Source organism: Pseudonocardia oroxyli (assembly GCF_900102195.1).
Taxonomy (GTDB): domain Bacteria; phylum Actinomycetota; class Actinomycetes; order Mycobacteriales; family Pseudonocardiaceae; genus Pseudonocardia; species Pseudonocardia oroxyli.
The window spans coordinates 135076-157346 of record NZ_FNBE01000019.1 but is presented as its reverse complement, the minus strand read 5'-3'; the positions used below and the strand labels follow the sequence as shown (position 1 = coordinate 157346).

Annotated in this window: 18 protein-coding genes and 1 pseudogene; 13 read left to right on the top strand and 6 right to left on the bottom strand. The window is 74.4% G+C overall.

Annotated elements, in window-relative coordinates; all coding sequences use genetic code 11:
- Nucleotides 1-88: 88 nt before the first annotated feature.
- Nucleotides 89-739, bottom strand: a complete 651-nt coding sequence (locus tag BLS43_RS25075; protein ID WP_093089150.1) for a FadR/GntR family transcriptional regulator — start codon at nucleotides 737-739, stop codon at nucleotides 89-91.
- A 47-nt stretch (nucleotides 740-786) separates the two neighbouring features.
- On the opposite strand from BLS43_RS25075, the gene BLS43_RS25070 reads away from it, so the two are divergent.
- Both BLS43_RS25070 and BLS43_RS25065 read left to right on the top strand, forming a co-directional pair.
- Nucleotides 787-2049: a CynX/NimT family MFS transporter gene (locus tag BLS43_RS25070; RefSeq protein WP_093089149.1), complete on the top strand. Its 1263-nt coding sequence runs from the start codon at nucleotides 787-789 to the stop codon at nucleotides 2047-2049.
- Between the two features lie 57 nt (nucleotides 2050-2106).
- The gene (locus tag BLS43_RS25065) at nucleotides 2107-2562 is read left to right on the top strand and encodes a hypothetical protein (protein ID WP_143030210.1); all 456 of its coding nucleotides are present in this window, start codon (nucleotides 2107-2109) and stop codon (nucleotides 2560-2562) included.
- Here BLS43_RS25065 and BLS43_RS25060 read toward each other — a convergent pair.
- Nucleotides 2535-3305: an SGNH/GDSL hydrolase family protein gene (locus tag BLS43_RS25060; protein ID WP_176921530.1), complete on the bottom strand. Its 771-nt coding sequence runs from the start codon at nucleotides 3303-3305 to the stop codon at nucleotides 2535-2537. The two genes, BLS43_RS25065 and BLS43_RS25060, sit on opposite strands and share 28 nt — an antisense overlap.
- 256 nt (nucleotides 3306-3561) lie before the next feature.
- Here BLS43_RS25060 and BLS43_RS30660 point away from each other — a divergent pair, with 256 nt between their 5' ends.
- From BLS43_RS30660 to BLS43_RS25040, 4 genes are all read left to right on the top strand, one after another.
- A complete protein-coding gene (locus BLS43_RS30660; RefSeq protein WP_218130000.1) occupies nucleotides 3562-3843 on the top strand; it encodes a thioredoxin domain-containing protein in 282 nt (93 codons plus the stop codon).
- A 96-nt stretch (nucleotides 3844-3939) separates the two neighbouring features.
- Nucleotides 3940-4242, top strand: coding sequence for a hypothetical protein (locus BLS43_RS30655; RefSeq protein WP_218129999.1), 303 nt, complete (start codon nucleotides 3940-3942; stop codon nucleotides 4240-4242).
- On the top strand, nucleotides 4233-4751 hold the full coding sequence (locus tag BLS43_RS31780; RefSeq protein ID WP_425438569.1) for a UGSC family (seleno)protein: 519 nt from the start codon (nucleotides 4233-4235) through the stop codon (nucleotides 4749-4751). Before BLS43_RS30655 ends, BLS43_RS31780 begins: the two co-directional genes overlap by 10 nt.
- 446 nt (nucleotides 4752-5197) lie before the next feature.
- Entirely contained in the window at nucleotides 5198-6196 is a 999-nt protein-coding gene (locus tag BLS43_RS25040) for a M23 family metallopeptidase (protein ID WP_245707782.1), read from the top strand.
- Nucleotides 6197-6203: 7 nt separating this feature from the next.
- On the opposite strand, the gene sthA is transcribed toward BLS43_RS25040, so the two are convergent.
- The gene (sthA, locus tag BLS43_RS25035) at nucleotides 6204-7613 is read right to left on the bottom strand and encodes a Si-specific NAD(P)(+) transhydrogenase (RefSeq protein ID WP_093089145.1); all 1410 of its coding nucleotides are present in this window, start codon (nucleotides 7611-7613) and stop codon (nucleotides 6204-6206) included.
- A gap of 285 nt (nucleotides 7614-7898) precedes the next feature.
- Between sthA and BLS43_RS25030 the strand changes: the two genes are divergently transcribed.
- Nucleotides 7899-8927 (top strand): DUF4192 domain-containing protein, encoded by a 1029-nt coding sequence (locus BLS43_RS25030; RefSeq protein WP_176921528.1) that lies wholly within the window; start codon nucleotides 7899-7901, stop codon nucleotides 8925-8927.
- A gap of 11 nt (nucleotides 8928-8938) precedes the next feature.
- On the opposite strand, the gene galE is transcribed toward BLS43_RS25030, so the two are convergent.
- Together galE and BLS43_RS25020 are read right to left on the bottom strand one after the other, a co-directional pair.
- Nucleotides 8939-9898, bottom strand: a complete 960-nt coding sequence (gene galE, locus BLS43_RS25025) for a UDP-glucose 4-epimerase GalE (RefSeq protein WP_093089143.1) — start codon at nucleotides 9896-9898, stop codon at nucleotides 8939-8941.
- A gap of 165 nt (nucleotides 9899-10063) precedes the next feature.
- The gene (locus BLS43_RS25020) at nucleotides 10064-10783 is read right to left on the bottom strand and encodes an iron-dependent transcriptional repressor DtxR (protein ID WP_093089142.1); all 720 of its coding nucleotides are present in this window, start codon (nucleotides 10781-10783) and stop codon (nucleotides 10064-10066) included.
- Nucleotides 10784-11235: 452 nt separating this feature from the next.
- Between BLS43_RS25020 and BLS43_RS25015 the strand changes: the two genes are divergently transcribed.
- Nucleotides 11236-12408 carry an acetoin utilization protein AcuC gene (locus tag BLS43_RS25015; RefSeq protein WP_093089141.1) on the top strand — a complete coding sequence of 391 codons (1173 nt, stop codon included), beginning with the start codon at nucleotides 11236-11238 and terminating at the stop codon, nucleotides 12406-12408.
- A 3-nt stretch (nucleotides 12409-12411) separates the two neighbouring features.
- Entirely contained in the window at nucleotides 12412-15216 is a 2805-nt protein-coding gene (locus BLS43_RS25010) for a bifunctional acetate--CoA ligase family protein/GNAT family N-acetyltransferase (protein ID WP_093089140.1), read from the top strand.
- 97 nt (nucleotides 15217-15313) lie between these two features.
- Here the strand turns inward: BLS43_RS25010 and BLS43_RS25005 are convergent, their stop codons facing one another.
- Entirely contained in the window at nucleotides 15314-16969 is a 1656-nt protein-coding gene (locus tag BLS43_RS25005; protein ID WP_093089139.1) for a fumarate hydratase, read from the bottom strand.
- A 95-nt stretch (nucleotides 16970-17064) separates the two neighbouring features.
- Here BLS43_RS25005 and BLS43_RS25000 point away from each other — a divergent pair, with 95 nt between their 5' ends.
- The 4 genes and pseudogenes from BLS43_RS25000 (at nucleotide 17065) to BLS43_RS24985 (ending at nucleotide 22271) form a co-directional block, all read left to right on the top strand.
- Complete coding sequence (locus BLS43_RS25000) at nucleotides 17065-19422, top strand: xanthine dehydrogenase family protein molybdopterin-binding subunit (RefSeq protein WP_093089168.1); 2358 nt, start codon at nucleotides 17065-17067, stop codon at nucleotides 19420-19422.
- 53 nt (nucleotides 19423-19475) lie between these two features.
- Nucleotides 19476-20630 (top strand): annotated as a pseudogene (locus tag BLS43_RS24995) (serine hydrolase domain-containing protein).
- 76 nt (nucleotides 20631-20706) lie between these two features.
- On the top strand, nucleotides 20707-21546 hold the full coding sequence (locus BLS43_RS24990; protein WP_093089138.1) for a fumarylacetoacetate hydrolase family protein: 840 nt from the start codon (nucleotides 20707-20709) through the stop codon (nucleotides 21544-21546).
- A complete protein-coding gene (locus tag BLS43_RS24985) occupies nucleotides 21543-22271 on the top strand; it encodes a maleylpyruvate isomerase family mycothiol-dependent enzyme (RefSeq protein ID WP_093089167.1) in 729 nt (242 codons plus the stop codon). The genes BLS43_RS24990 and BLS43_RS24985 overlap by 4 nt, the downstream gene beginning before the upstream one ends.

The following is a 22271-nucleotide window of genomic DNA, read 5'->3' as shown; positions in this document are numbered from 1 at the left end:
GCGGATCAGACCGTCCCTGCACCCCGACAGCCTCCCAGCCGGGCGAGATCAACACCCGATCCCACGCCAGCGGATTTTCAGCAGTCTCCTAGGCGCCCCCGCCGTCCAGTGCCGCGTCCAGGAAGTCCCGGGCCTCGGCCGCCGCGGCCTCGCCGTCGCCCGCCCGGATCGCTGCGAGCAGGCCCGTGTGGCACGTGAACGGGTGGGCGGCGGCCACCGCCGCGACGCTGGCGTGCACCACCTCGGTCAGCCCGCGGTAGAGCTCGGCGAGCACGGCGTTGTGCGCGGCGGTGAGCACGAGCTGGTGGAACCGCAGGTCCGCGTCGACGAACGCCACCTGCCCGTCGGCCTGCACGCACTCGGCCATGGCGGCCTCGAGGGCGGTCAGGTCCGCGGCCGTGCGATGGCGGGCGGCGAGCCGGGCGCCCTCGGACTCGATCATGCGCCGCACCTCGAGGACCTCGCGCAGCTCGGTGCCCGCGAGCCTGCGCAGCGCCCCGGAGATCTCGCTGGTCGCGCGCACGTAGGTGCCGTCGCCCTGGCGGACCTCGAGAATGCCCGCGTGCGCGAGCGCCCGGACGGCCTCGCGCACGGTGTTCCGGCCGACTCCGAGGGTGGCCGCCAGCTCGGGTTCCGGCGGGATCCGGGTGCCGACCGGCCAGTCCGTGCCCACGACCGCGCGCAGCTGCGCGATCGCCTGGTCCACGAGCCCGGTGCGCCGGGTGGTGGCGAGAGGCATAGCGGATCCTTTCGTCCGAACATCGGATGTCTGACAGACTACTGGGTATGGCAGTGGGTGAGGCGGGCAGCTCCGGCGTGTCCGAAGGCAAGGTGTTCCCGGAGCTCGCGGGGGAGGCGGCCGCCGAGGGCAGGCTCGCCCGGATCGGACCGTTGCGCGGGACCGTGCTCCTCGCGGTCGGTGTGGTGCTGGCCGCGCTGAACCTGCGGGCGGCGGTGACCAGCGCGTCCTCCCTGCTCGGCGACGTCCGCGGCGGACTCGGGGCCTCGGCCGCCTGGACCAGCCTGCTGACCACCGCACCGACGCTCTGCTTCGCCTTCGCGGGGCTCGCCGCGCCCGCCGTGGCGCGGCGGATCGGCCTGGCGCGGGCCATCGGGTTCGCGTTGGTGGCGCTGGCGCTCGGGCTGGCGGTGCGGGTCTGGGGTGGTCCGGCCGTGATGCTCGGCGGCACGTTCGTCGCGTGCGCCGGGATCGCCCTGGCGAACGTGCTGGTCCCGGTCGTGGTCAAGGAGTCGTTCGCCGGGCGGGTCGGGTTGATGACCGGGCTCTACACCGCGGCGCTGCAGGGCAGCGGTGCCCTCGGCTCGGCCGTGACCCCGGTGCTCGAGGGGCCCGCGGGCGGCTGGCGCCAGGCGCTCGTGCTGTGGTCGGGCCTGGCCCTGGTGGCACTCGTGGTGTGGGCGGTCGGCGCCCGTCACCGGACCGCCCCCGCGGGTACGCAGGAGGCTCCGCCCGTGCCCTGGCGGCGGTTGCTGCGCAGCCGCGTGGCGTGGTCGGTGACCGCGTTCATGGGCTTGCAGTCCTTCCTCGCCTACGTCGTGATGGGCTGGCTGCCGGAGATCTACCAGGACGCGGGCCTGTCCAAGGGGGCCGCCGGGGTGATGCTCAGCCTGGCCTCGCTCGTCGCGGTCCCGTTCAGCCTGCTCGTGCCCGCGCTCGCGGCGCGCAGGCGCAGCCAGTCGGGGTGGAACGCCCTCATCGCGGTGCCCCCGATCGTCGGCGCGGTCGGGCTCATGCTGGCGCCCGCCACCCTGCCGTGGCTCTGGGCGCTGCTGCTGGGCTCGGGGTTCACCGCGTTCGGGCTGGCCATGACGGCGATCGCGCTGCGTGCCGTGGGCCCCGAGACCGCCGCCGGGCTGTCCGCGATGGCTCAGGGCTTCGGCTACCTGATCGCCTCCACCGGGCCGATGCTCGTCGGTCTCCTGCACGACGCCACGGGCTCCTGGACCCTCTCGCTGACCGTCCTGGTCGCGGCGCTGGTGGGCCAGCTCCTCGCGGGCGTGGCCGCGGGGCGACCCCGCGTCGTCTGACACCCGTCCGTGATCCTACGGAGGCGGGCGGGTGGGATCGCGGGGAAGCTGGGCGTCATGACCGGAGTACCGCCCGTGACCGCAGCTCTGCTGCGCGGCCCCCGACGGCTGGTCGGGGCCGCGGCCCTCGTGCTGCTCACCGCCGCGTCCTGGCTGCTGTGGTCGGGGTGGGCGGCACTCGCGCCCGGGCTCGAGCGGTTCGCCCCGTGGCAGGTCGCGGGCACCGCGGTCACCGCGGCGGTGCTGGCGATCCTCGCGCCGCGGTGGCTGCCCGCCTGGCTGGTCGGGACCCTGATGCCAGTGTCCTTCACCGCCGCGTGGGGGCTCACGGCCGCGGCGACGGACGACTCCGGGCTGTGGGTGATCGGCGCGCTGACCGTGCTGGTGGGCGCGGTGGTGGCGGCCGCCGTGCTCGTGCCGCTGGGGGTGGCGTTGCGGCCCGTCCGGCTCCGCGGCCCGCAGGGACTGCTGGGCGCCGGGGACGGTCAGGACCGCGCGAGCGCGGGCAGGTAGCCGCGGGCGTACCCCGTGGCCGTCGGGTGGAAGGCGCCGGGGGAGCCGGGGCCGACGATCCACGGGTCCGCCGAGCAGAGGCCGTGGCCCGCGAAGGCCGCGCGGACGTCCACGAACTCCGCGCCCCACCGCTGCACGCTCTCCGCGAGCTGGGCGTTGAGGACGTCCGCGCCCGCGTCGATCCGGTCGCGGCGGGCCTGGGTGAGCGGGCACGAGGTCCCCGCGCCGAACAGGTGCGGGTAGCCGAGCACCACGACCCGCGCCTTCGGGGCCTGCGCCCGCACGGCCCAGACCACGCCCGCGACCGTCGACGGCACCACGTACCGGGCGATCCGCTCGCCGGCCCGGACGGCCTGGTCGCAGTCCGCGTCCGAGGGTGCCGTCGCGCAGCGGGCGAGCACCGGCCCGAACCCGCTGTCGTTGCCGCCCACCGTGATCGTGACGAGGTCGGTCGCCCGGGACACCGCCCGGACCTGGTCCGCCAGGACGCCCGCGGTGGTGGCGCCGCTGCAGGCGACGAACGTGAAGGACCGGACGCCCTCCCGCGCGGCGTACCGGGCCGGGTAGGAGGCGTCGGTGCGCCCGCACGGGCCCGTGCCCGCGCCCACCCCCGCGGCGTAGGAGTCACCGAGCGCCACGTAGTCCACCGGTGCGGCCGCGGCTGCGGTCGCCGCCGGGGCGACCGCCAGCGCGGCCGCGAGGGCCAGCACGAGCGGGACGACCGTCCGGCGGAGAGCGCGCACCGATCCAGTAGGCCATCGGGCGGTCCTCGGCCACAACCGCCGAGTGAGCGGCGGGAGCTACCCGGCGGCCGTCCGCCCGGCCACCGTGCGAGGTGTCGACGCCGACCCGCGCACTTCCCACCGACGGGTTCGTCGCCGTGGTGAAGGCGGACTGCCCCACCTGCCGGCTGGTGGAACCGGTGTTGGCCGCGTTGCCGCAGGTCGCGGTGTTCACCCAGGACGACCCGGACTTGCCGACCGGCGGGACGACACGGCGTTGGACGGCGGCCTCGCGCTCGAGGTCGAGACCGTCCCGACGCTCGTCCGGTTCGAGGACGGGCGCGAGACCGGGCGGATCGTCGGCTGGCTGCGGGAGCAGTGGCAGGACTTCACCGGGGTCCCGGAGCTCGGCGCGGAGCTGCCCGAGCACCGCCCGGGCTGCGGTTCGCGGACCCTGGACCCGGACCTGGCCGACGCGCTGCTCGTCCGGGCCAAGGAGGGGTCGCTGCGGTCCCGGCGGCTGCAGATCGCCGAGCTCGAGGACGAGCTGGAGGACTAGATCTCGCGCACGCCGGAGTCCCTCGCCGGCTCGCTCGCGCAGGCCCTGCGGTCGGTCTGCCACTGGAGGCTGGCGGGCGGGTTCGACGCCTCGCTGGTGCTCAGCCCCGAGCACGGCCGGACCTTCCGGGAGGCGGGCTGGGACCGGGCCCGGCTGCACCGCGAGCTCGACGCGCGGTTGCTGCTGGACCGCGCGGAGATCGCCCGCGGGGCGGGCGGGATCGACGAGGGGATGCCCGGCGGGGGAGCGGACCGACCGCTGCCCAAGTTCCGGCCGGGCGGCTACATGATCATGTACGCCGGTGGCGGCGCCGGGATGTTCTCGGCCGTCATCGGGGGGTGGGCGGGCGGCCCCGGTGGCAGCGCGCCCGTGACGAGGGAGGTCGACCCGTGGCGCTAGAGATCCTGGACCCGACGGACGAGTCGACGGCGGACAGCCGCACCGCCCTGGACCGGCCCGCCTCGCTGGACGGGCTGCGGGTGGGCCTGCTCGACATCTCCAAGGCGCGCGGCGACGTCTTCCTCGACCGGGTGGCGGAGCTGCTGGCCGAGCGGGGGATCACGGTGCGGCGCTACGCCAAACCGACCTTCACCAAGCCGATGCCGCCGGACCTGAGGCGGGAGATCACCACCGAGTGCGACGTCGTCATCGAGGCCCTCGCCGATTGAGGCTCGTGCACGTCGTGCAGTGTGCACGACTTCGCCGCCCTCGAGGGCCGGGGCGTCATCGCGGCCTTCCTCGCGTCCACGGAGTTCGTCGTGGCCGCGGCCGCGCAGGCGTCGGCGCTGGGCTACCGCGCGGTGCCCGCCGTGTTCGTCTCGCACCCGATCCAGGACCGCACGGACGCCGAGCTGCGGGCGCTCGCGGACGCGGCGCTGCCCGAGATCCTCGCCGCGGTGACCCGGTAGCGGGCGCGCCCGGGGCACTTGACGACGCACGGATCCCGCGTTCCCGATCTTGTGGCGCGCGTCGCAGAACACCGTTCGTCGCGTCCGCGCCGCGCCACCCTCGTGGCCCGCGCCACGTCGTGGATACGCAGAGCGACGTCTCCGCTGCTCAGAGGCGCGCCGAGCGGGCGGCGATGCCGATCGCTGCGCCGAACGGCAGGCCCGAATGCGGCGTGCCTGCGCCGACACGCCGGGCCTCGGGCTTCCCCGCCGTTCGCCGCGCCGCTCGATCCTCCCGTCTCGCCGGACGCAACCGCGTGGGGCCGACGCCCGGTGGACCGGCTAGCGTCCTCCTCGGATCACGACGAGGTCACGAAGAGGACACCCGGGTCGACTCCCCCGACCGGCCCGGCTCCGGACCCCCGACCGGAACGTCCGGCCTCGCCCGATCCACGGAAAGGTTGATCGTGGCACGGCATCGCTCCCCCCGGAGCCGTCGCACGATCGCCGGATCCCCGCCGGCCGCCGCACTCGCGGCGCCGGCGGGGGGCGGCGGACTGCGGACGGCGTTCCCCCTCACCACTCTCGCGACCGGTGCGCTCACCGACCGGTCCCTCCAGTGGCGCATGGCCGCCGTCGTCGCCGCGGGCGGCGTGGTCGCCGCCGCCGGGCAGGCCGCCTACACCGGCGCACTGCCGGACTTCGAGGCGGGCGCCAACGCCCTGCAGGCCGGCGTCACCGAGCTGGCCGCCACCTTCACCACCGCCCCGGACCCGACCGCGCTCGCCGAGCCCCCGGTGACCGGCCCGGGGATCGCCGAGGTCGCCGAGCTCGGTGGCCGTGCCGTGCGGATCCCGCTGGCCCCGGTCGCCGCCCCGCCCGCCGTCGGCGCCCCGGGCACCGTCACCGGCGCGGACGTGGTCGCGGACGTCGTGAAGGCCGCCGACCTGCACCAGGCCGCCGCGGACGCCGCCCGCAAGGCCGCAGCGGAGGCGGAGGCCGCCCGCCAGGCCGCCGAGGCCGAGGCGAAGCGCCAGGCCGACGAGCTGGCGAGGGTCGGCGCCTCGGCCTCCGCCGCCGGGGGCATCCAGATGCTCGTCGGCCGCGTGAGCAGCGGGTTCGGCCTGCGCGGCGGGGCCTCGCACATGGGGTTGGACATCGCGGCGCCGATCGGCACCCCGATCCACGTGCCGCTCGCGGGCACTGTGATCAGCTCCGGCCCGGCCAGCGGCTTCGGCCTCTGGGTCCGGGTGCAGCACGCGGACGGCACCATCACCACCTACGGCCACATCAACCGGTCGTTCGTGAGCGTCGGTCAGCAGGTGGCCAAGGGCGAGCAGATCGCCGAGGTCGGCAACCGCGGCCAGTCCACCGGGCCGCACCTGCACATCGAGGTCACCACGCCGGGCGGCACGAAGATCAACCCGAAGCCCTGGCTCGACGAGCACGGGATCGGCTACACGTAGTGCGGCGCTAGCGATACGACTCCAGCGCGCGGATCTTGTTGGTGACGTCCAGGGCGGCGACCTTGTAGGCCTCCGAGAGGGTCGGGTAGTTCAGCACCGCGTCGACCAGGTAGTCGACGGTCCCGCCGCACCCCATGATCGCCTGCCCGATGTGCACGAGGTCGGTAGCGTTGGTGCCGAACACGTGCACCCCGAGCAGGGTGCGGTCCTCGGTGCTGACCAGCAGCTTCAGCATCCCGTAGGAGTCGCCGACGATCGCGCCGCGGGCCAGCTCGCGGTACCGGGACATGCCCACCTCGTACGGAACGGCCTCCTTGGTCAGCTCCGCCTCGGTCTTCCCGACGTAGCTGATCTCCGGGACCGTGTAGATGCCGATCGGCTGCAGCCCGTGCAGCTCCCGGGCCGGCTCGCCGAACGCGTGGTAGGCGGCCAGCCGCCCCTGGTCCATGCTCGTCGCCGCCAGCGCCGGGAAGCCGATCACGTCGCCGACCGCGTAGATGTGCTCGACCTCGGTGCGGTAGTGCTGGTCCACCGAGATCCGCCCGCGCGCGTCCGCGCTCAGGTTCGCCTTGTCGAGGGCGAGCTCGTCCGTCACGCCCTGGCGCCCGGCGGAGTACATCACCATGTCCGCGGGGATCTTCTTCCCGCTGGCCAGCGTGGTGATGGTGCCCCGCGCGGTGTTCTCCACGCGGCTCACCTCCTCGCCGAAGCGGAAGGACAGGCCCTGGTCGCGCAGGTGGAACTTCAGCGACTCCACGACCTCGGGATCGCAGAACTCCAGCAGGTTCCCGCGCCGCTCGACGACGGTCACCTTGGTCCCGAGCGCGGCGAACATGCTGGCGTACTCGATGCCGATCACCCCGGCGCCGACGACGACCATCGAGGTGGGGATGCGGTGCAGCTGCAGCACCGCGTCCGAGTCCACCACGTGGTACTCGACGTCGTCGAACTCGACCTCCGGCGGGCGCGCGGGCCGGGTCCCGGTGGCGATGACGATCTTGTCGGCGGTGACGGTGGCGTGGTCGCCCCGGTCCGTGCCCTGCACGGTGACGGTGTGCGGGTCGTCGAAGTGGGCGGTGCCGCCCAGGATGTCGACGTGGTTGCGCAGCAGCTGGTTGCGGATGATCTCCACCTCGCGCCCGACGACGTGCTGGGTGCGCGCCAGCAGGTCCGCGATGGTGATCTCCGACTTGACCCGGTAGCTCGCGCCGTACATCTCGCGCTGCGCGAACCCCGTCAGGTACAGGACGGCCTCGCGCAGGGTCTTCGACGGGATCGTCCCGGTGTTGACGCAGACGCCGCCCATCATGTCGCGGCGCTCGGCGATCGCCACCCGTTTCCCGAGCTTGGCCGCCGCGATGGCGGCCTTCTGGCCGCCGGGGCCCGAGCCGATCACCAGCAGGTCGTAGTCGTACACCGACCGTCCCTCCGTCCGTCCCGCGCCTCTCGGGAAGCCTCCCCGGCTCCGGGGACGGGGGCAAGCAGACGACGTTACATCTCCGCGACGACCAGACGACCGCCTCGGCGGCGCCCGCGCGCGGTTCCTCCACACCCCGGGTTCCGTGACACCGTTTCGACGGGTTGTCCACAGCCCGCTCGCACCGGTCTGGAGACGGTCCGCGGTCTCGCGCACGGTGGCGCCATGACCTCCTCAGTACCCACCCCCTCAGGACCCACCCCCTCGGCACCCACCCCACCGTCCGTGCCCGATGCCGGGCCCGCCCCCGAACCCGACGCGGTCGTGAGCGTCGGGACCGCCGGTCTGCTCGCCGGTCTGCCCGTGCTCCTCGGGTTCCGCCCGCGGGACTCGTTGGTCGTCGTCGCGTTGGGTGGGGCCACGGGCAGGCGCGTCGGGCTGACCCTGCGCGTCGATCTCCCGCCCCCCGGTGAGGACGCGCTGCGGGCGTCGGTGTGCGCGAGCGCGGCAGTGGCCGTCGCCCGCGAACGGCCCGCGGCGGCCGCGGTGGTCGTGGTCGGGGGCGGACCGGCCCCGGCCCTGGTGGCCGAGGGGGCGCCGCCGCGGGTGGACGTGGCGGCGGAGGCGGTGCTCGCCCTGGCGGACGCCGGGGTCGCCGTGCCCACCGTCGCGTGGGTCGCCGAGCTGGAGCCGGGGGCGCCGTGGTGCTGCTACCCCCTGCAGGGCTGCGGCTGCGCGGGGCGGCTGCCGGACCCGGCGGGGACCGAGCTGGCGGCCACCGCGGTGGCCCAGGGCACCGTGGTCTACCGCTCCCGGGAGGAGCTCGAACACCTCGTCGCCGCCGCCGAGCCCGCCCGGGAGCCCGTCGGGGGTGCCGAGGACCGGTCGGCCGGGGTCCGCGGCGCGCCGCGGTGGCCCGCCGAACCGGAGCACGCGCTGCGGGCCGCGCTGGACGCCGCGTCGGCGAACCGGTTGGTGGTCGACGCGCAGCTGGTCCGGATCATGACCTCGGCGTTTCGGCGTGCGGCGTTCCGGGACCGGTGCCTGAGCGTCTGCACGGGCCCGGACGCCCCGGCGGCCGAGCAGCTCTGGGCCGCGCTCGCGCGCACCTGCCGCGGGCCCGCGGCCGCCGACCCGGCCGTGCTGCTCGCCGTGTGCGCGCTGGCGCGGGGCGCCGGGGCGCTCGCCGACATCGCCCTGGAACGGGCGGAGCGGGTCCGGCCGAACCATCGGCTGGCCCGCGACCTGCGGGCCGCCATGGCCGCCGGGTGGGGTCCCGACCGGGTGCGGGCGTGGTTGGCGGGCGAGCTGTGAGCCCGCTGCGCTCAGGCCCCCGCGCGGTCCCGGGTGAAGCGCCAGGCGTCCCCGACCATGTCCTCGAGCGTCCGCACGGGCTTCCAGCCCAGGTCGCTGGCCGCGGCCTCGCTGGAGGCGATCAGCACGGCGGGGTCGCCGGCGCGGCGCGGCGCGGTGGTCGCGGGGATGGGGTGACCCGTCACGGCCCGGCAGGCCTGCACGACCTGCAGCACCGAGTAGCCCGTGCCGCTGCCGAGGTTGTAGATCGCGTGGGTGCCGGGCTGCGCCTTCTGCAGCGCCAGCTGGTGCGCCTCGGCCAGGTCGTCCACGTGGATGTAGTCGCGCACGCAGGTGCCGTCCGGGGTGGGCCAGTCGTCGCCGTACATCGCGACGGACTCGCGGGAGCCGCTCGCGACCTGCAGCACGATCGGGATCAGGTGGGTCTCCACGGCGTGGCGCTCGCCGAAGCGGCCGTGCGCACCCGCGACGTTGAAGTAGCGCAGGCTGACCGCGGCGAGGCCGTGGGCGTGGGCGTAGGAGGTGATCATCGTGTCGATGGCGAGCTTGCTGGCGCCGTAGGGGTTGGTCGGCCGCGTCGGCGCGTCCTCCCGGATCGGGGTCCGCTCCGGCTCGCCGTAGGTGGCGGCGGTCGACGAGAAGACCAGCCGCGGGGTGCCGTGCTCCCGGATGGCCTCGAGCAGCCGGAAGGTGGCCACCACGTTGCCGTCCCAGTAGAGCTCCGGCTTCGCCACCGACTCGCCGACCAGGGACTTCGCCGCGAAGTGGAGGACTCCGTCGAAGCCCTCGGCCAGCAGCGGGCCCGCCGCCTCGGACAGCTCGCCCTCGACGAACCGGGCCCCCTCCGGCACCGCGTCCGCGTGGCCGGTCGAGAGGTCGTCGAGCACGACGACCTCGTGCCCCGCCTCGACCAGGTGCGCCGCGTTGACGCTGCCGACATAGCCTGCGCCGCCGGTGACGAGCAGCTTCACGAGGGTCTCCTCTTGTCCGTGGCTCTCGGTGCGGGAACCGTCTCACGACGGCTCCCGCACGGTGCGCGCGGGGCGGCGGGTGCCGAGAGGAACTCGGTGAGGGGCCCGGCGAGGGACGCGGAGAGGGACGCGGCGAAGAACTCGGAGCGGCGCGGGCGGCCGGGCTCAGGCCGCGCGGACGAGGACCGCGTGGGCGATCAGCGGGGCCACGGCGGAGGTCTCGCCGTCCGCGGTGACCGGCACGGCGTCCCCGAAGCGCGGGATCCCGCCGACCTCGACGTCTCGACCGGGCACGATGCCGGCGAGCTTGAGCTCGCCCATCAGGTCCGCGTCCACCTGGACGTGCTCGGCGATCCGGCGCACCTCGACGCGGCCGCCGCCGCGGCGGGCGAACTCGTCGAGCCGCTGCAGCCCGACCTCGAGCGTCGGCGGGGCGGTGACCGGGCGCGGGGTGCCGTCCACGCTCTCGCGCAGCTCGTCCAGCCCCGGGATCGGGTTGCCGTAGGGGGAGACCTGCGGGTCGTCGAGCAGTGCGACGAGCTTGCGCTCCACGGCGTCGCTCATCACGTGCTCCCAGCGGCAGGCCTCGGCGTGCACCAGCTCCCACTCGAGCCCGATCACGTCGATCAGCAGGCGCTCGGCCAGCCGGTGCTTGCGCATCACCGCGACCGCGCGGGCGCGTCCGTCGTCGGTCAGCTCCAGGTGCCGGTCGCCCGCGACGACGACGAGCCCGTCGCGCTCCATGCGCGCGACGGTCTGGCTCACGGTCGGACCGCTCTGGCCGAGGCGTTCGGCGATCCGCGCGCGAAGCGGGACGACACCCTCCTCCTCCAGCTCGTAGACTGTCCGGAGGTACATCTCGGTGGTGTCGATGAGATCGTTCACGGCCGGCCCCTTCGTTCGGTAGACCAGTCTAGCGGCGGGCTCGTGCGGGTCGCCGCCGCGGCGGCCGGGCGGGGCCGCGCGTGGTCGTGGATCGCGTGGTCGTGGGTGTCGGCGACCACGGCGCGGGCGGGGCCCGCGGTGATCGACTCGGTGGACTCGGGTGGACAGGAGTGGAGCCGGCCCCGACGGCGGTCGCCGTGGGGTCACCGCGTGGTGGGTGGTGCCGCTCGGGTGGGCCGGCGTGCGTCCCGTGCCGGGCCGAGCGCGCCCGAGGGCCCGTCGGCCCCCGCGGGCATCAGCCTGGCGCCCAGGATAGACGGTGCGCGGCGGTTCGGGTGGCGGTGCCGACCAACGCGTCGGAGGGTGGCCCGCGGAGGCGGGCGGGCCCGGGACGTGCGCCCGTGCGGCCTCGTCCGTGGCCCCCGGGGCGCACTTCGCCTACGGTCCGCAGCATGAGTGCGCGCACCTCGGTGGTCTGGACACCGGAGTTCCTCCGTTACCAGCTCTCGGACGACCACCCGCTCAACCCCGTGCGCCTGGACCTCACCATGCGGCTGGCCCGTGAGCTGGGCGTGCTCGACGGAGTGGAGCTGCTCGAACCCGAGCCCGCGACCGAGGAGGACCTGCTGCGGGTGCACGAGCCGGGACTGCTCACCGCGGTGCGGTCCGCGCCGGAGATGCCGTTCGACGTCGGACACGGGCTCGGCACGGACGACAACCCGATCTTCTTCGGGATGCACGAGGCCGCGTCGCTCATCTGCGGGGGCTCGCTGCTCGCGGCGCGCGAGATCGCCGAGGGCCGAGCGGACCGCGCGGTGAACCTCGCGGGCGGGCTGCACCACGCCATGCCGGGGCGCGCGGCGGGCTTCTGCATCTACAACGACTGTGCGGTGGCGATCGCGTGGCTGCTCGAGCAGGGCTACGAGCGGATCGCCTACGTGGACGTCGACGTGCACCACGGGGACGGTGTCCAGGTCGCCTTCTACGACGACCCACGGGTGATGACGGTGTCGCTGCACCAGCACCCGCTGACGCTGTGGCCGGGCACCGGCTGGCCCGCCGAGCTGGGCAAGGGCCCGGGGGAGGGGTACTCGGTGAACGTGCCGCTGCCCCCGGGCACCCGCGACCAGGGCTGGCTGCGGGCCTTCCACGCCGTGGTGCCGAGCCTGCTGGAGGAGTTCCAGCCGCAGATCCTGGTCAGCGAGTGCGGGGCGGACACCCACTCCGAGGACCCGCTGGCCAACCTGGAGCTGACGGTCGACGGGCACCGCGCCACCTACCAGGCGATGCGCGAGCTGGCCGAGCGCGTCGCGGGCGGGAAGTGGCTGGTCCTCGGCGGCGGCGGGTACTCGCTGTTCCGGGTGGTGCCGCGCTCCTGGACCCACCTGCTCGCCACCGTGCTGGACCGCGACCTCGACCCGGCGACCTCCATCCCCGCGGACTGGACCGCCCACACCACGGGCCTGACCCGCGCCCCGCTGCCGGTCGCGATGACCGACGGCGGGGACCCCACCTTCAGCGCCTGGGGGGACGGCGAGGCGGACCGGGTGGACGCAGGCCTGGTCGACGCCCGCCGCGCGCTGTTCCCCCTCCACGGCCTCGACCCTGACGACCCCCGGGACTGAGCCATGCCGGACACCACCGAGAGCACCCCCGCCGCGACGACTGCCGCCGCGACGACTGCCGCCGCGACGACCCCCGCCGCGACCACCGCCACCGCGGACGCCGACCCGACCGACCCGGCCGGGCAGGCGAGTACGGCCTACCCGCGGCACTGGGAGGCGGACATCGTCGCCTCCGACGGCCGGATCGTGCACCTGCGCCCGATCCTCCCGTCGGACGCGGACGCACTGCTGGCCTTCCACCAGCAGCTCTCCGACCGCACCCGCTACCTGCGCTACTTCGGGCCCTACCCGCGGATCCCCCCGCGCGACCTGGAGCGGTTCGTCACCGTGGACCACGACAAGCGCGTGGCGTTCGTGGCGCTGCTCGGCGACGAGATCATCGCGGTCGGCCGGTACGAGGGCCTGTCCGACCCGAAGGACCCGCAGGCCCCGGTCACCTCCGCCGAGGTGGCGTTCGTGGTGCGGGACGACCACCAGGGCCGCGGGCTCGGGTCGATCCTGCTGGAGCACCTCGCCGCGGCGGCGCGGGAGAAGGGCCTCGACCGGTTCGAGGCCGAGGTGCTGGTCGAGAACCACACGATGGTCCGCGTCTTCCGCGAGGCGGGCTACCAGGTGCGGCGGGCGTTCGCCGAGGGCGTGCTGCACCTGGAGTTCGACATCGACCCCACCGAGCGCTCGCTCGCGGTGCGGGACTCGCGCGAGCAGGCCGCCGAGGCGCGCAGCGTGACCAACGTGCTGCACCCGACCTCCGTCGCGGTGATCGGGGCGAGCACCGACCCCTCCAAGGTCGGCCACGCGGTGCTGGCGAACCTGTTGCGCGCCAACTTCTCCGGGCCGGTCTACCCGGTGAACCCGGACGCCCGCTCGGTGCGCGGTGTGCGCGCCTACGCCTCGGTGACGGACATCCCCGACCCGGTGGACCTCGCCGTCGTCGCGATCCCGGCGGCCGGCGTCGACGAGGTCATGGACTCGTGTCTGGAGAAGGGCGTCAAGGCGCTCGTGGTCGTCAGCTCCGGGTTCGCGGACGCGGGCGCGGACGGCACCAGCGCCGAGCGCAAGCTGGTCACCGAGGCCCGCGCCCACGGCATGCGGGTCATCGGCCCGAACGCCCTCGGCGTGGCGAACCTCGACGACGGGGTGCGGCTCAACGCCACCCTCGCCCCGGACCTGCCCAGCCGCGGCCGGGTCGGCTTCTTCTGCCAGTCCGGCGCGCTGGGCACCGCGATCCTGGCCAGCGCGCAGTCGCGGGGCCTGGGGCTGTCCACGTTCGTCAGCGCGGGCAACCGGGCGGACGTCTCGGCGAACGACCTGCTGCAGTACTGGCAGACGGACACGGCCACGGACGTCGTGCTGCTGTACCTGGAGACCTTCGGCAACCCGCGCAAGTTCGGCAGGCTCGCCCGGCGGCTGGCCCGCAGCAAGCCGGTGGTCGCGGTCAAGTCCGGCCGCAACACCTCGCCCGCCCGGCTGCGGGAGGCCGCGGTCCCGATCGACGACGCGAGCGTGCGCGCGCTGTTCGAGCAGTCCGGAGTCATCCGCGTGGAGACGATCGCCCAGCTCTTCGACACCGCGCTGCTGCTGGCCTACCAGCCGCTGCCGCGCGGGCGGCGGGTCGCGGTCGTCGGCAACTCCACGGCGCTGAACGTCCTGGTCACGGACGCGTTGATCGACGAGGGCATGACGGCGGCGGCCGACCCGGTGGACGTCGGCGCTGCGGCCACGCCGGAGGAGTTCGGGGTGGCGGTGGAGCGCGCGCTCGCCGCGGACGGCGCGGACGCGGCGGACGCGCTGGTCGTGGTGTTCGTGCCGCCGATCGCGACCCCGGGCCTGGAGTACGCGCGGGTGCTGCGCGAGACCTCGGCCAAGGCGGACAAGCCGGTGGTCGCGGTCTTCCTCGCCGTCGAGGGCGTGCCCGCCGAGCTGGCCCAGCCGCTGCCGGACGGCACGCCGGGACCCGGGTCCGTGCCGTCGTACGCCAGCCCCGAGCGGGCGGTGCAGGCGCTGTCCCGGGTGGCCCGGTACGCGGACTGGCGCGAGCAGCCGATGGGTGAGCTGGCGCGGCCAGAGGGCATCGACCTCGAGGCGGCGCGGGAGGTCGTCGACCGGCTCGGCGTGGGGGACTGGGCGGCGGCCGGGGAGCGGGCGCTGACCGACGCCGAGGCCGTGGAGCTGCTGGCCTGCTTCGGGATCAGCCTCGTCGAGTTCCGGCTCGTGGAGGGGGAGATCGCCGTGGCGAAGGCGGCGAAGGAGCTCGGCTACCCGATCGCGCTCAAGGCGGTGGGGGACCGCTGGCGGCACCGCACCGACCTGGTGGGGGTGCGGCTGGACCTGGGTTCGGAGGCCGCGGTGCTGCGTGCCTACGCGGAGCTGATGAAGGTCACCGGGAAGTCCGAGGTCTACGTGCAGCGGATGGCGCCGAAGGGGCCGTCGTGCGTGATGGAGGTGGCGGAGGACCCGTCGTTCGGCTCGCTGCTGTCCTTCGGCCTGTCCGGCATGGCCACCCAGCTGCTCGACGACCGCGCCTACCGGGTCGTCCCGCTCACCCGCGAGGACGCGGCCGCGCTGGTCCGCGCGCCGCGGGCGGCACCGCTGCTCACCGGCTACCGCGGCGGCGAACCCGCCCGGCTCGACGCCCTGGAGGACCTGGCCCTGCGGGTCGGGGCCATGGCCGAGGAGCTGCCGGAGGTGCGCTCGCTGGCCCTGGACCCGGTGCTGGCCGGCCCGGAGGGCGCCTTCGTGACCGGCGCGAGAGTGGTCCTGGGCCCATCCCCGACCAGGGACGACCAGGGCCCGAGACGCCTCCGCTGAACCCTCCGCCGAGCTGACCGCAGTGTGGAGCCACAACCGCCGGATCCGGGGTCGGAAACGGCAGTTGTGGCCCCGCAATGCGGACCGGCTGCGGGGGTCAGGTGCGGAAGGTGACCTGCAGGGTGGGGGTGCTGGTCTCGGCGAAGAAGTCGTTGCCCTTGTCGTCGACCACGACGAAGGCGGGGAAGTCCTCGACCTCGATCCGCCAGACCGCCTCCATGCCGAGCTCCGGGTACTCCAGCACGTCGACCTTGCGGATGCAGTCCTGCGCGAGCCGGGCCGCGGGGCCGCCGATGGAGCCCAGGTAGAAGCCCCCGTTCGCGGCGCACGAGTCCGTGACCTGCGTGGACCGGTTGCCCTTGGCCAGCATCACCAGCGACCCGCCCGCCTCCTGGAACTGCTTCACGTAGGAGTCCATGCGGCCCGCGGTGGTGGGGCCGAAGGAGCCCGACGCGTAGCCCTCGGGCGTCTTGGCGGGCCCGGCGTAGTAGACCGGGTGGTCCTTGAGGTACTGCGGCATCTCCTCGCCCGCGTCGAGCCGTTCGGCGATCTTCGCGTGCGCGATGTCGCGGGCCACGACCAGCGGCCCGGTCAGCGACACCCGGGTCTTCACCGACAGCGAGGACAGCAGGGCGCGGATCTCCGACATCGGCCGGGTGAGGTCGACCTGCACGACGTCCCCGGCCTCCTCGAGGTCGGCGTGCTCGACCTCGGGCAGGTACTTCGCCGGGTCGAACTCGAGCTGTTCGAGGTACACGCCGTCGGCGGTGATCTTGGCCTTGGCCTGGCGGTCCGCGGAGCACGAGACGGCGATGCCGACGGGCAGCGAGGCGCCGTGGCGCGGCAGCCGGATCACCCGGACGTCGTGGCAGAAGTACTTGCCGCCGAACTGCGCGCCGATGCCGAAGTCGCGGGTCAGCTCGAGGATCTGCTGCTCGAGCTCGGGGTCCCGGATGGCGTGCCCCAGGTCCGAGCCCTCCGTCGGCAGCGTGTCGAGGTACCGCGCGGACGCGAGCTTGGCGACCTTGAGGGTGTACTCCGCCGACATCCCGCCCACGACGACGGCGAGGTGGTACGGCGGGCACGCGGCGGTGCCCAGCGAGCGCAGCTTCTCGTCGAGGAACGCGGCCAGCTTCTTCGGGTTCAGCAGCGCCTTCGTCTCCTGGTAGAGGAAGGTCTTGTTGGCCGAGCCCCCGCCCTTGGCCATCACCAGGAACTCGTAGGAGGGCTTCCGGCCCGGCTTCGAGTACAGCTCGACCTGCGCGGGCAGGTTGGTGCCGGTGTTGCGCTCGTCCCAGAACGACAGCGGGGCCATCTGCGAGTACCGCAGGTTGAGCTGGTCGTAGGCCTCGTAGACGCCGCGGGAGATGGCCTCCTCGTCGTCCCCGCCGGTGAGGACCGTCTCGGTCTTCTTGGCGACGACGATCGCGGTGCCGGTGTCCTGGCACATCGGCAGCACGCCGCCCGCGGACACGCACGCGTTCTTCAGCAGGTCGGTGGCCACGAAGCGGTCGTTCCCGGAGGCCTCGGGATCGTCGATGATCGCGCGGAGCTGGGCCAGGTGGGATGGCCGCAGGTGGTGCTGGATGTCCTTCACGGCCTCGCGGACGAGACCGGTGATCGTGGTGGGGTCGATCTCGAGGAACGTCCGACCGGCAGCCTCGACGACCTTCCCGGCGGGAAGGTCGAGCTCGCGGTACTCGGTCGTGTCGTCCCCGAGCGGAAGCACGTCGGTGTGGTGGAACTCGGGCATGGGAGGACGCTACCCCCGGGCGGGCGGCGACCGGGCGTGATCTCCGGCGCCGGTACAAGCGGAGGACCCACCGTTTCCGGGGTAGGGTGGTCTCCATGCCTGGATCCATCCTGGGAACCTCGGTGCGCAGGGTCGAAGACCCCGAGCTCCTGACCGGCGCCACCACCTATGTCGGCAACCTGGCCGCGGCGCGCACGGACGTGCTGCACGCGGTGTTCGTCCGCTCGCCGGTGGCGCACGCGCTGATCGAGGGGATCGACACGGCGGCGGCCGCCGGGGCGGACGGCGTCGTCGGCGTCTTCACCGCCGCCGACCTGGACCTGCCGCCACACCACGGCCTGGTGGTGCTCAATCCGGGCACCCCGCGCCCGCCGCTGGCCACCGACCGGGTGCGCTTCGTGGGGGAGGCGGTGGCCCTGGTCGTCGCCGGGACCCGCGCGCAGGCCGTCGACGCCGCCGAGCTGGTGGAGGTCGACTACGACCCGCTGCCCGCGGTCGTCGACCCGGAGGCGGCGCTGGCGCCGGACGCCGAGCTGCAGTTCCCCGAGCTGGGCTCGAACGTCGCGGCGGGGCTCCGCGCGTCGGACAGCGCGGCGGCGCTGGAGGGCGCCGAGGTCGTCGTCCGGGCGCGGATGGTCAACCAGCGCCTCGCCGTGGTGCCGATGGAGGGCAACGCGATCCTGGCCGACCCGACGACCGGTGCGGACCTCCCGCTCACCGTGCACGTCTCCACCCAGATGCCGCACGGCTTCCGGAACCAGCTGGCCGGCCTGTTCGGCCTCGAGCCGGAGCGGGTGCGGGTGATCGCGCCCCACGTCGGCGGCGGGTTCGGCGGCAAGGCGGGGGTGCTCGCCGAGCACACCGCCACGGTCGCGGCCGCCCGCGCGCTCGGTCGGCCGGTCGCGTGGGTCGAGACGCGCAGCGAGAACCTGCTGTCCATGCCGCACGGCCGCGGCCAGATCGCCTACTACGAGCTGGGCCTGACCCGGGACGGTCGGATGACCGGCCTGCGCTGCCGCGTGATCGGGGACGCGGGCGCCTACTCCGGCTTCGGCGGGGCGCTGGCGCTCCACCAGACCTACACGATGGCGCCGGGCGTCTACGACATCCCGAAGGTCGGCTACGACGCCGTCTCGGCGATGACCACGACCACCCCGATGGGGGCGTTCCGCGGGGCCGGGCGGCCCGAGGCCGCGGCCCACCTGGAGCGGCTGGTGGACATCGCGGCGGCCGAGCTGGGCCTGGACCCGATCGAGCTGCGCCGCCGCAACCTGCTCGACCCCGCGGCGTTCCCGCTGGTCACGCCGGTCGGTGCGCACTACGACGTCGGCGACTACGACCTGCCGTTGCGCGAGGCGCTGCGGCTCGGCGACTACGAGAAGCTCCGCGAGGAGCAGGCGAGCAGGCGCGAGGCGAAGGACCCGGTGCAGCTCGGGATCGGGCTCGCCGTCTACGTGGAGATCACCGCGGGCGGCGGGGGGAGCGAGTACGGCTCGGTCCGGGTGCATCCGGACGGGACGGCCACGGTCCAGGCGGGCACGTCCGCGCACGGGCAGGGCCACGCGACGGCGTTCGCGATGCTCGTGTCCGACCGCCTCGGCATCCCGATGGACCGCATCCGCTACGAGCAGTCGGACACCGCGAGCGTGCCCCGCGGCGGCGGCACCGGCGGCTCGCGGTCCCTGCAGATGGGCGGGTCCGCGGTGCGGGTCGCGGCGGACGACGTCCGGGAGCAGGCCCTGCGGCGGGCCGCGGCGCTGCTGGAGGCCGACCCCGCGGACGTCGAGCTGACCGAGGGCGTGTTCGGCGTGGCGGGCGTGCCCACCTCGACCGTGAGCTGGGAGCAGGTGCTGGCCGAGGGCGAGATCGTCGCGGGCGCCGACCAGGAGCAGGCGGGCCCGACCTTCCCGTTCGGCGCGCACCTGTCGGTGGTCGAGGTCGACACCGAGACCGGGCGGGTCACCCCGCGCACCCACCTCGCCGTCGACGACTGCGGGCGGGTGCTGAACCCGCTGCTCGTCGAGGGGCAGCAGCACGGCGGGCTGGCGCAGGGCATCGCGCAGGCGCTGTTCGAGGAGGTGCTGTTCGATGCGGACGGCAACCCCACCACGGCCACGCTCGCGGACTACCACATCCCCACCGCGGCGGACCTGTTCTCCTTCGACGCCGTGACGACCGAGACACCCACCCACATGAACGTGCTGGGCGCCAAGGGGATCGGGGAGTCCGCGACCATCGGCTCCACCCCGGCCGTGCAGAACGCGATCATCGACGCCCTGGCGCCCTTCGGCGTCCGGCACATCGACCTGCCCTGCACGCCGGAGCGGATCTGGCGGGCGGTGCAGGCCGGGGCGACCGACCCGTGGCGCGAGCCGCCCGCGCCGGTCGCGGCGCTGCTGACCCGGCTCCCCGTCCGCGGCGGAGACGTCGAGGACGAGAGCGGCGCGATCTGACGCGGCGTCCTCGCCTTTCGGAGGGTGCGCTCATCCCCTCGCGGGACCACAGTATGACGCAGGTCACGCGAGGGGAGTCGGGCATGGACGCCATCGACCGGGTGCTGCAGGAGGCCGTCGAGGCGGGGGTGGTGCCGCACGTGGCCGCCATCGCCGCCGACCGGGACGGGACCGTGTACGAGGGGTCGGCGGGCGGCGTCTCGACCGACACCACGTTCCGGATCATGTCGATGACCAAGATGGTCGCGACCACGGCGGCGTTGCAGCAGGTCGAGCAGGGCAGGCTGAACCTCGACGCCCCCGTGGACGACTACTGCCCGTCCTTCCGGGACGTCCAGGTCCTGACCGGGTTCGACGGCGACGAGCCCCTCCTCAAGCCGCCCGCGACCCGGGCGACGGTCCGCCAGCTCGTCACGCACACGACCGGGCTCGGCTACTGGTTCTGGAACGCGGACGTCCTGGCCTGGGAGACCGCCACCGGCACGCCGAACGTGCTCTCCGGCTCGGAGGTGATCTTCACCGCGCCGATGGTGGCGGAGCCCGGGTCGCAGTACGTCTACGGCATCAACACCGACTGGCTGGGCAAGGTCGTCGAGGCGGCGAGCGGGGACACCCTGGACGTCGCGGTGAAGGAGGGCATCACCGGCCCGCTGGGCATGGACCGGACCACGTTCGCGCCCACCTCTTAGGCGCTCGCCGCGGCGGTCCCGATCCACGTGAAGGGGGACGACGGGTGGGTCGCCACGGACGTCGAGCTCAGCCGGGACCCGGAGTACTACGCGGGCGGGCACGGCCTCTACTCCACGCCGCGGGACTACATCCGCTTCGAGCGGGCGCTGCTGCGCGGCGGAGAGCTCGACGGGCAGCGGATCCTGCGCGAGTCCACGGTGGCCGAGGCCTTCACCAACCAGATCGGGGACCTGGACTTCCCGGCGGTCATCCCGACGGCCGACCCGGCGTCGGCGTGCACGTTCGAGGTCCCGCCCGGGATGAAGTGGGGGCTCGGGCTGCTGCTGAACCCCGAGGACGAGCCGGGGCGGCGCCGGGCCTGGTCGGGTTCCTGGGCGGGCCTGTGCAACACCCACTTCTGGGTCGATCCCACGACGGGGGTCTGCGCGTCGATCTACAGCAACTTCCTGCCGTTCGCCACACCCGAGGCGATGGCGCTCTACGCCGACTTCGAGAGAGCGCTTTACGCCTCACTCTGACCCCCGAGGCTGAAATCCCGCAGCCGGTGCCGCAGACTCGTCGCGTGACGCGAGAAACCAGCACGGGGTGCGCCCGATGAGGTTGGCGACGATTCGGACGGCGGCGGGTACCCGGGCCGTCCGGGTGGACGAGACGACCGCGACCGAGACCGGCGAGGCGGATCTGCGGGCGCTGCTCGCCCGCCCGGACTGGCGGGCCCACGCCGAGGCGGCGGCGGGCCCGTCGCACGCCGTGGCGGGCCTGGACTACGCGCCGCTGGTCCCCAGCCCGGAGAAGATCATCTGTGTCGGCCTGAACTACCGCGACCACGTCCTGGAGATGGGCAACGAGCTGCCCGCCTACCCGACGGTGTTCGCGAAGTACGCCCCGGCGCTCATCGGCGCCTACGACGAGATCGAGCTGCCGACGGTCTCCGAGCAGGTGGACTACGAGGCCGAGCTGACCATCGTGATCGGGCAGCCGGTGCGCCACGCGGACGACGCCGCGGCGGAGGCGGCGATCGCCGGGTACACCGTGCTGAACGACGTGAGCGTGCGGGACTACCAGAACCGCACCAAGCAGTTCCTGCAGGGCAAGACGTTCGAGCACTCCACTCCGCTGGGGCCGGTGCTGGTCACCCCGGACGAGCTCGCGGGGGACGGGGCGAGCAACGGCGGCTGGGCGATCTCCTGCACGCTCGACGGCGAGGTCATGCAGTCCTCCACCACCGACCAGCTCGTGTTCGGGGCGGTCGAGCTCGTGAAGTACCTGTCGGTGATCATCACCCTGAACCCGGGCGACGTGATCGCGACGGGCACGCCCGGCGGAGTCGGGCACGCCCGCAAGCCCCCGCGCTATCTGACCGACGGGGCGGAGATCGTCGTCGCTGTCGAGGGGATCGGGGAGTGCCGCAACGTGTGCCGGTCGGCGAAGTGACGCGCACCCTCAAGCTGTCCCTGGAGTGGGCCGGGGACGGCGCGGCGCACCTGCGCGGGCTCATGGACCGGATGGGCGACGAGGCGTTCGGCAAGCCGTCCGCCCTGCCGGGATGGACCCGCGCGCACGTGCTGACCCACGTCGCGCGCAACGCCGACGGGCTGATGAACCTGCTGCAGTGGGCCCGCACCGGCGTGGAGACCCCCGCCTACGCCTCCCGGGAGGCGCGGGCCGCGGACATCGAGGCGGGCGCGCAGCGCGAACCCGCGGCGATCCGCGAGGACGTGGTGGCGACGTCGGACCGGCTGGCGCAGGTCGTCAAGGCCATGCCCAAGGAGGCCTGGACAGCCTCGGTCCGCAACTCGCAGGGGCTCGAGGTCCCGGCCACGGAGATCGCGTGGATGCGCGCTCGCGAGATGTGGATCCATTCGGTGGACCTCGACGTGGGCGCGTCCTTCGAGGACTTCCCGCGGCCGATGCTGTGCGAGCTCGTCGGGGACGTCGTCGGCATGCTGGCGGACCGCGACGGCGTGCCCGGGGCACGGCTGGTCGCGTCGGACGACCCGGAGAAGGCCTGGACGCTCGCCGACGGCCGGGTCACGGTCGAGGGGCCGGTGGCCGACCTGGCCGCCTGGGTCTCCGGCCGCGGCCGCTCCCGTGCCCTGCGGGCCCACACGGTCGAGGGCGAGCGCACCACGCCGCCAGACCTCCCCGCCTGGCTGTAG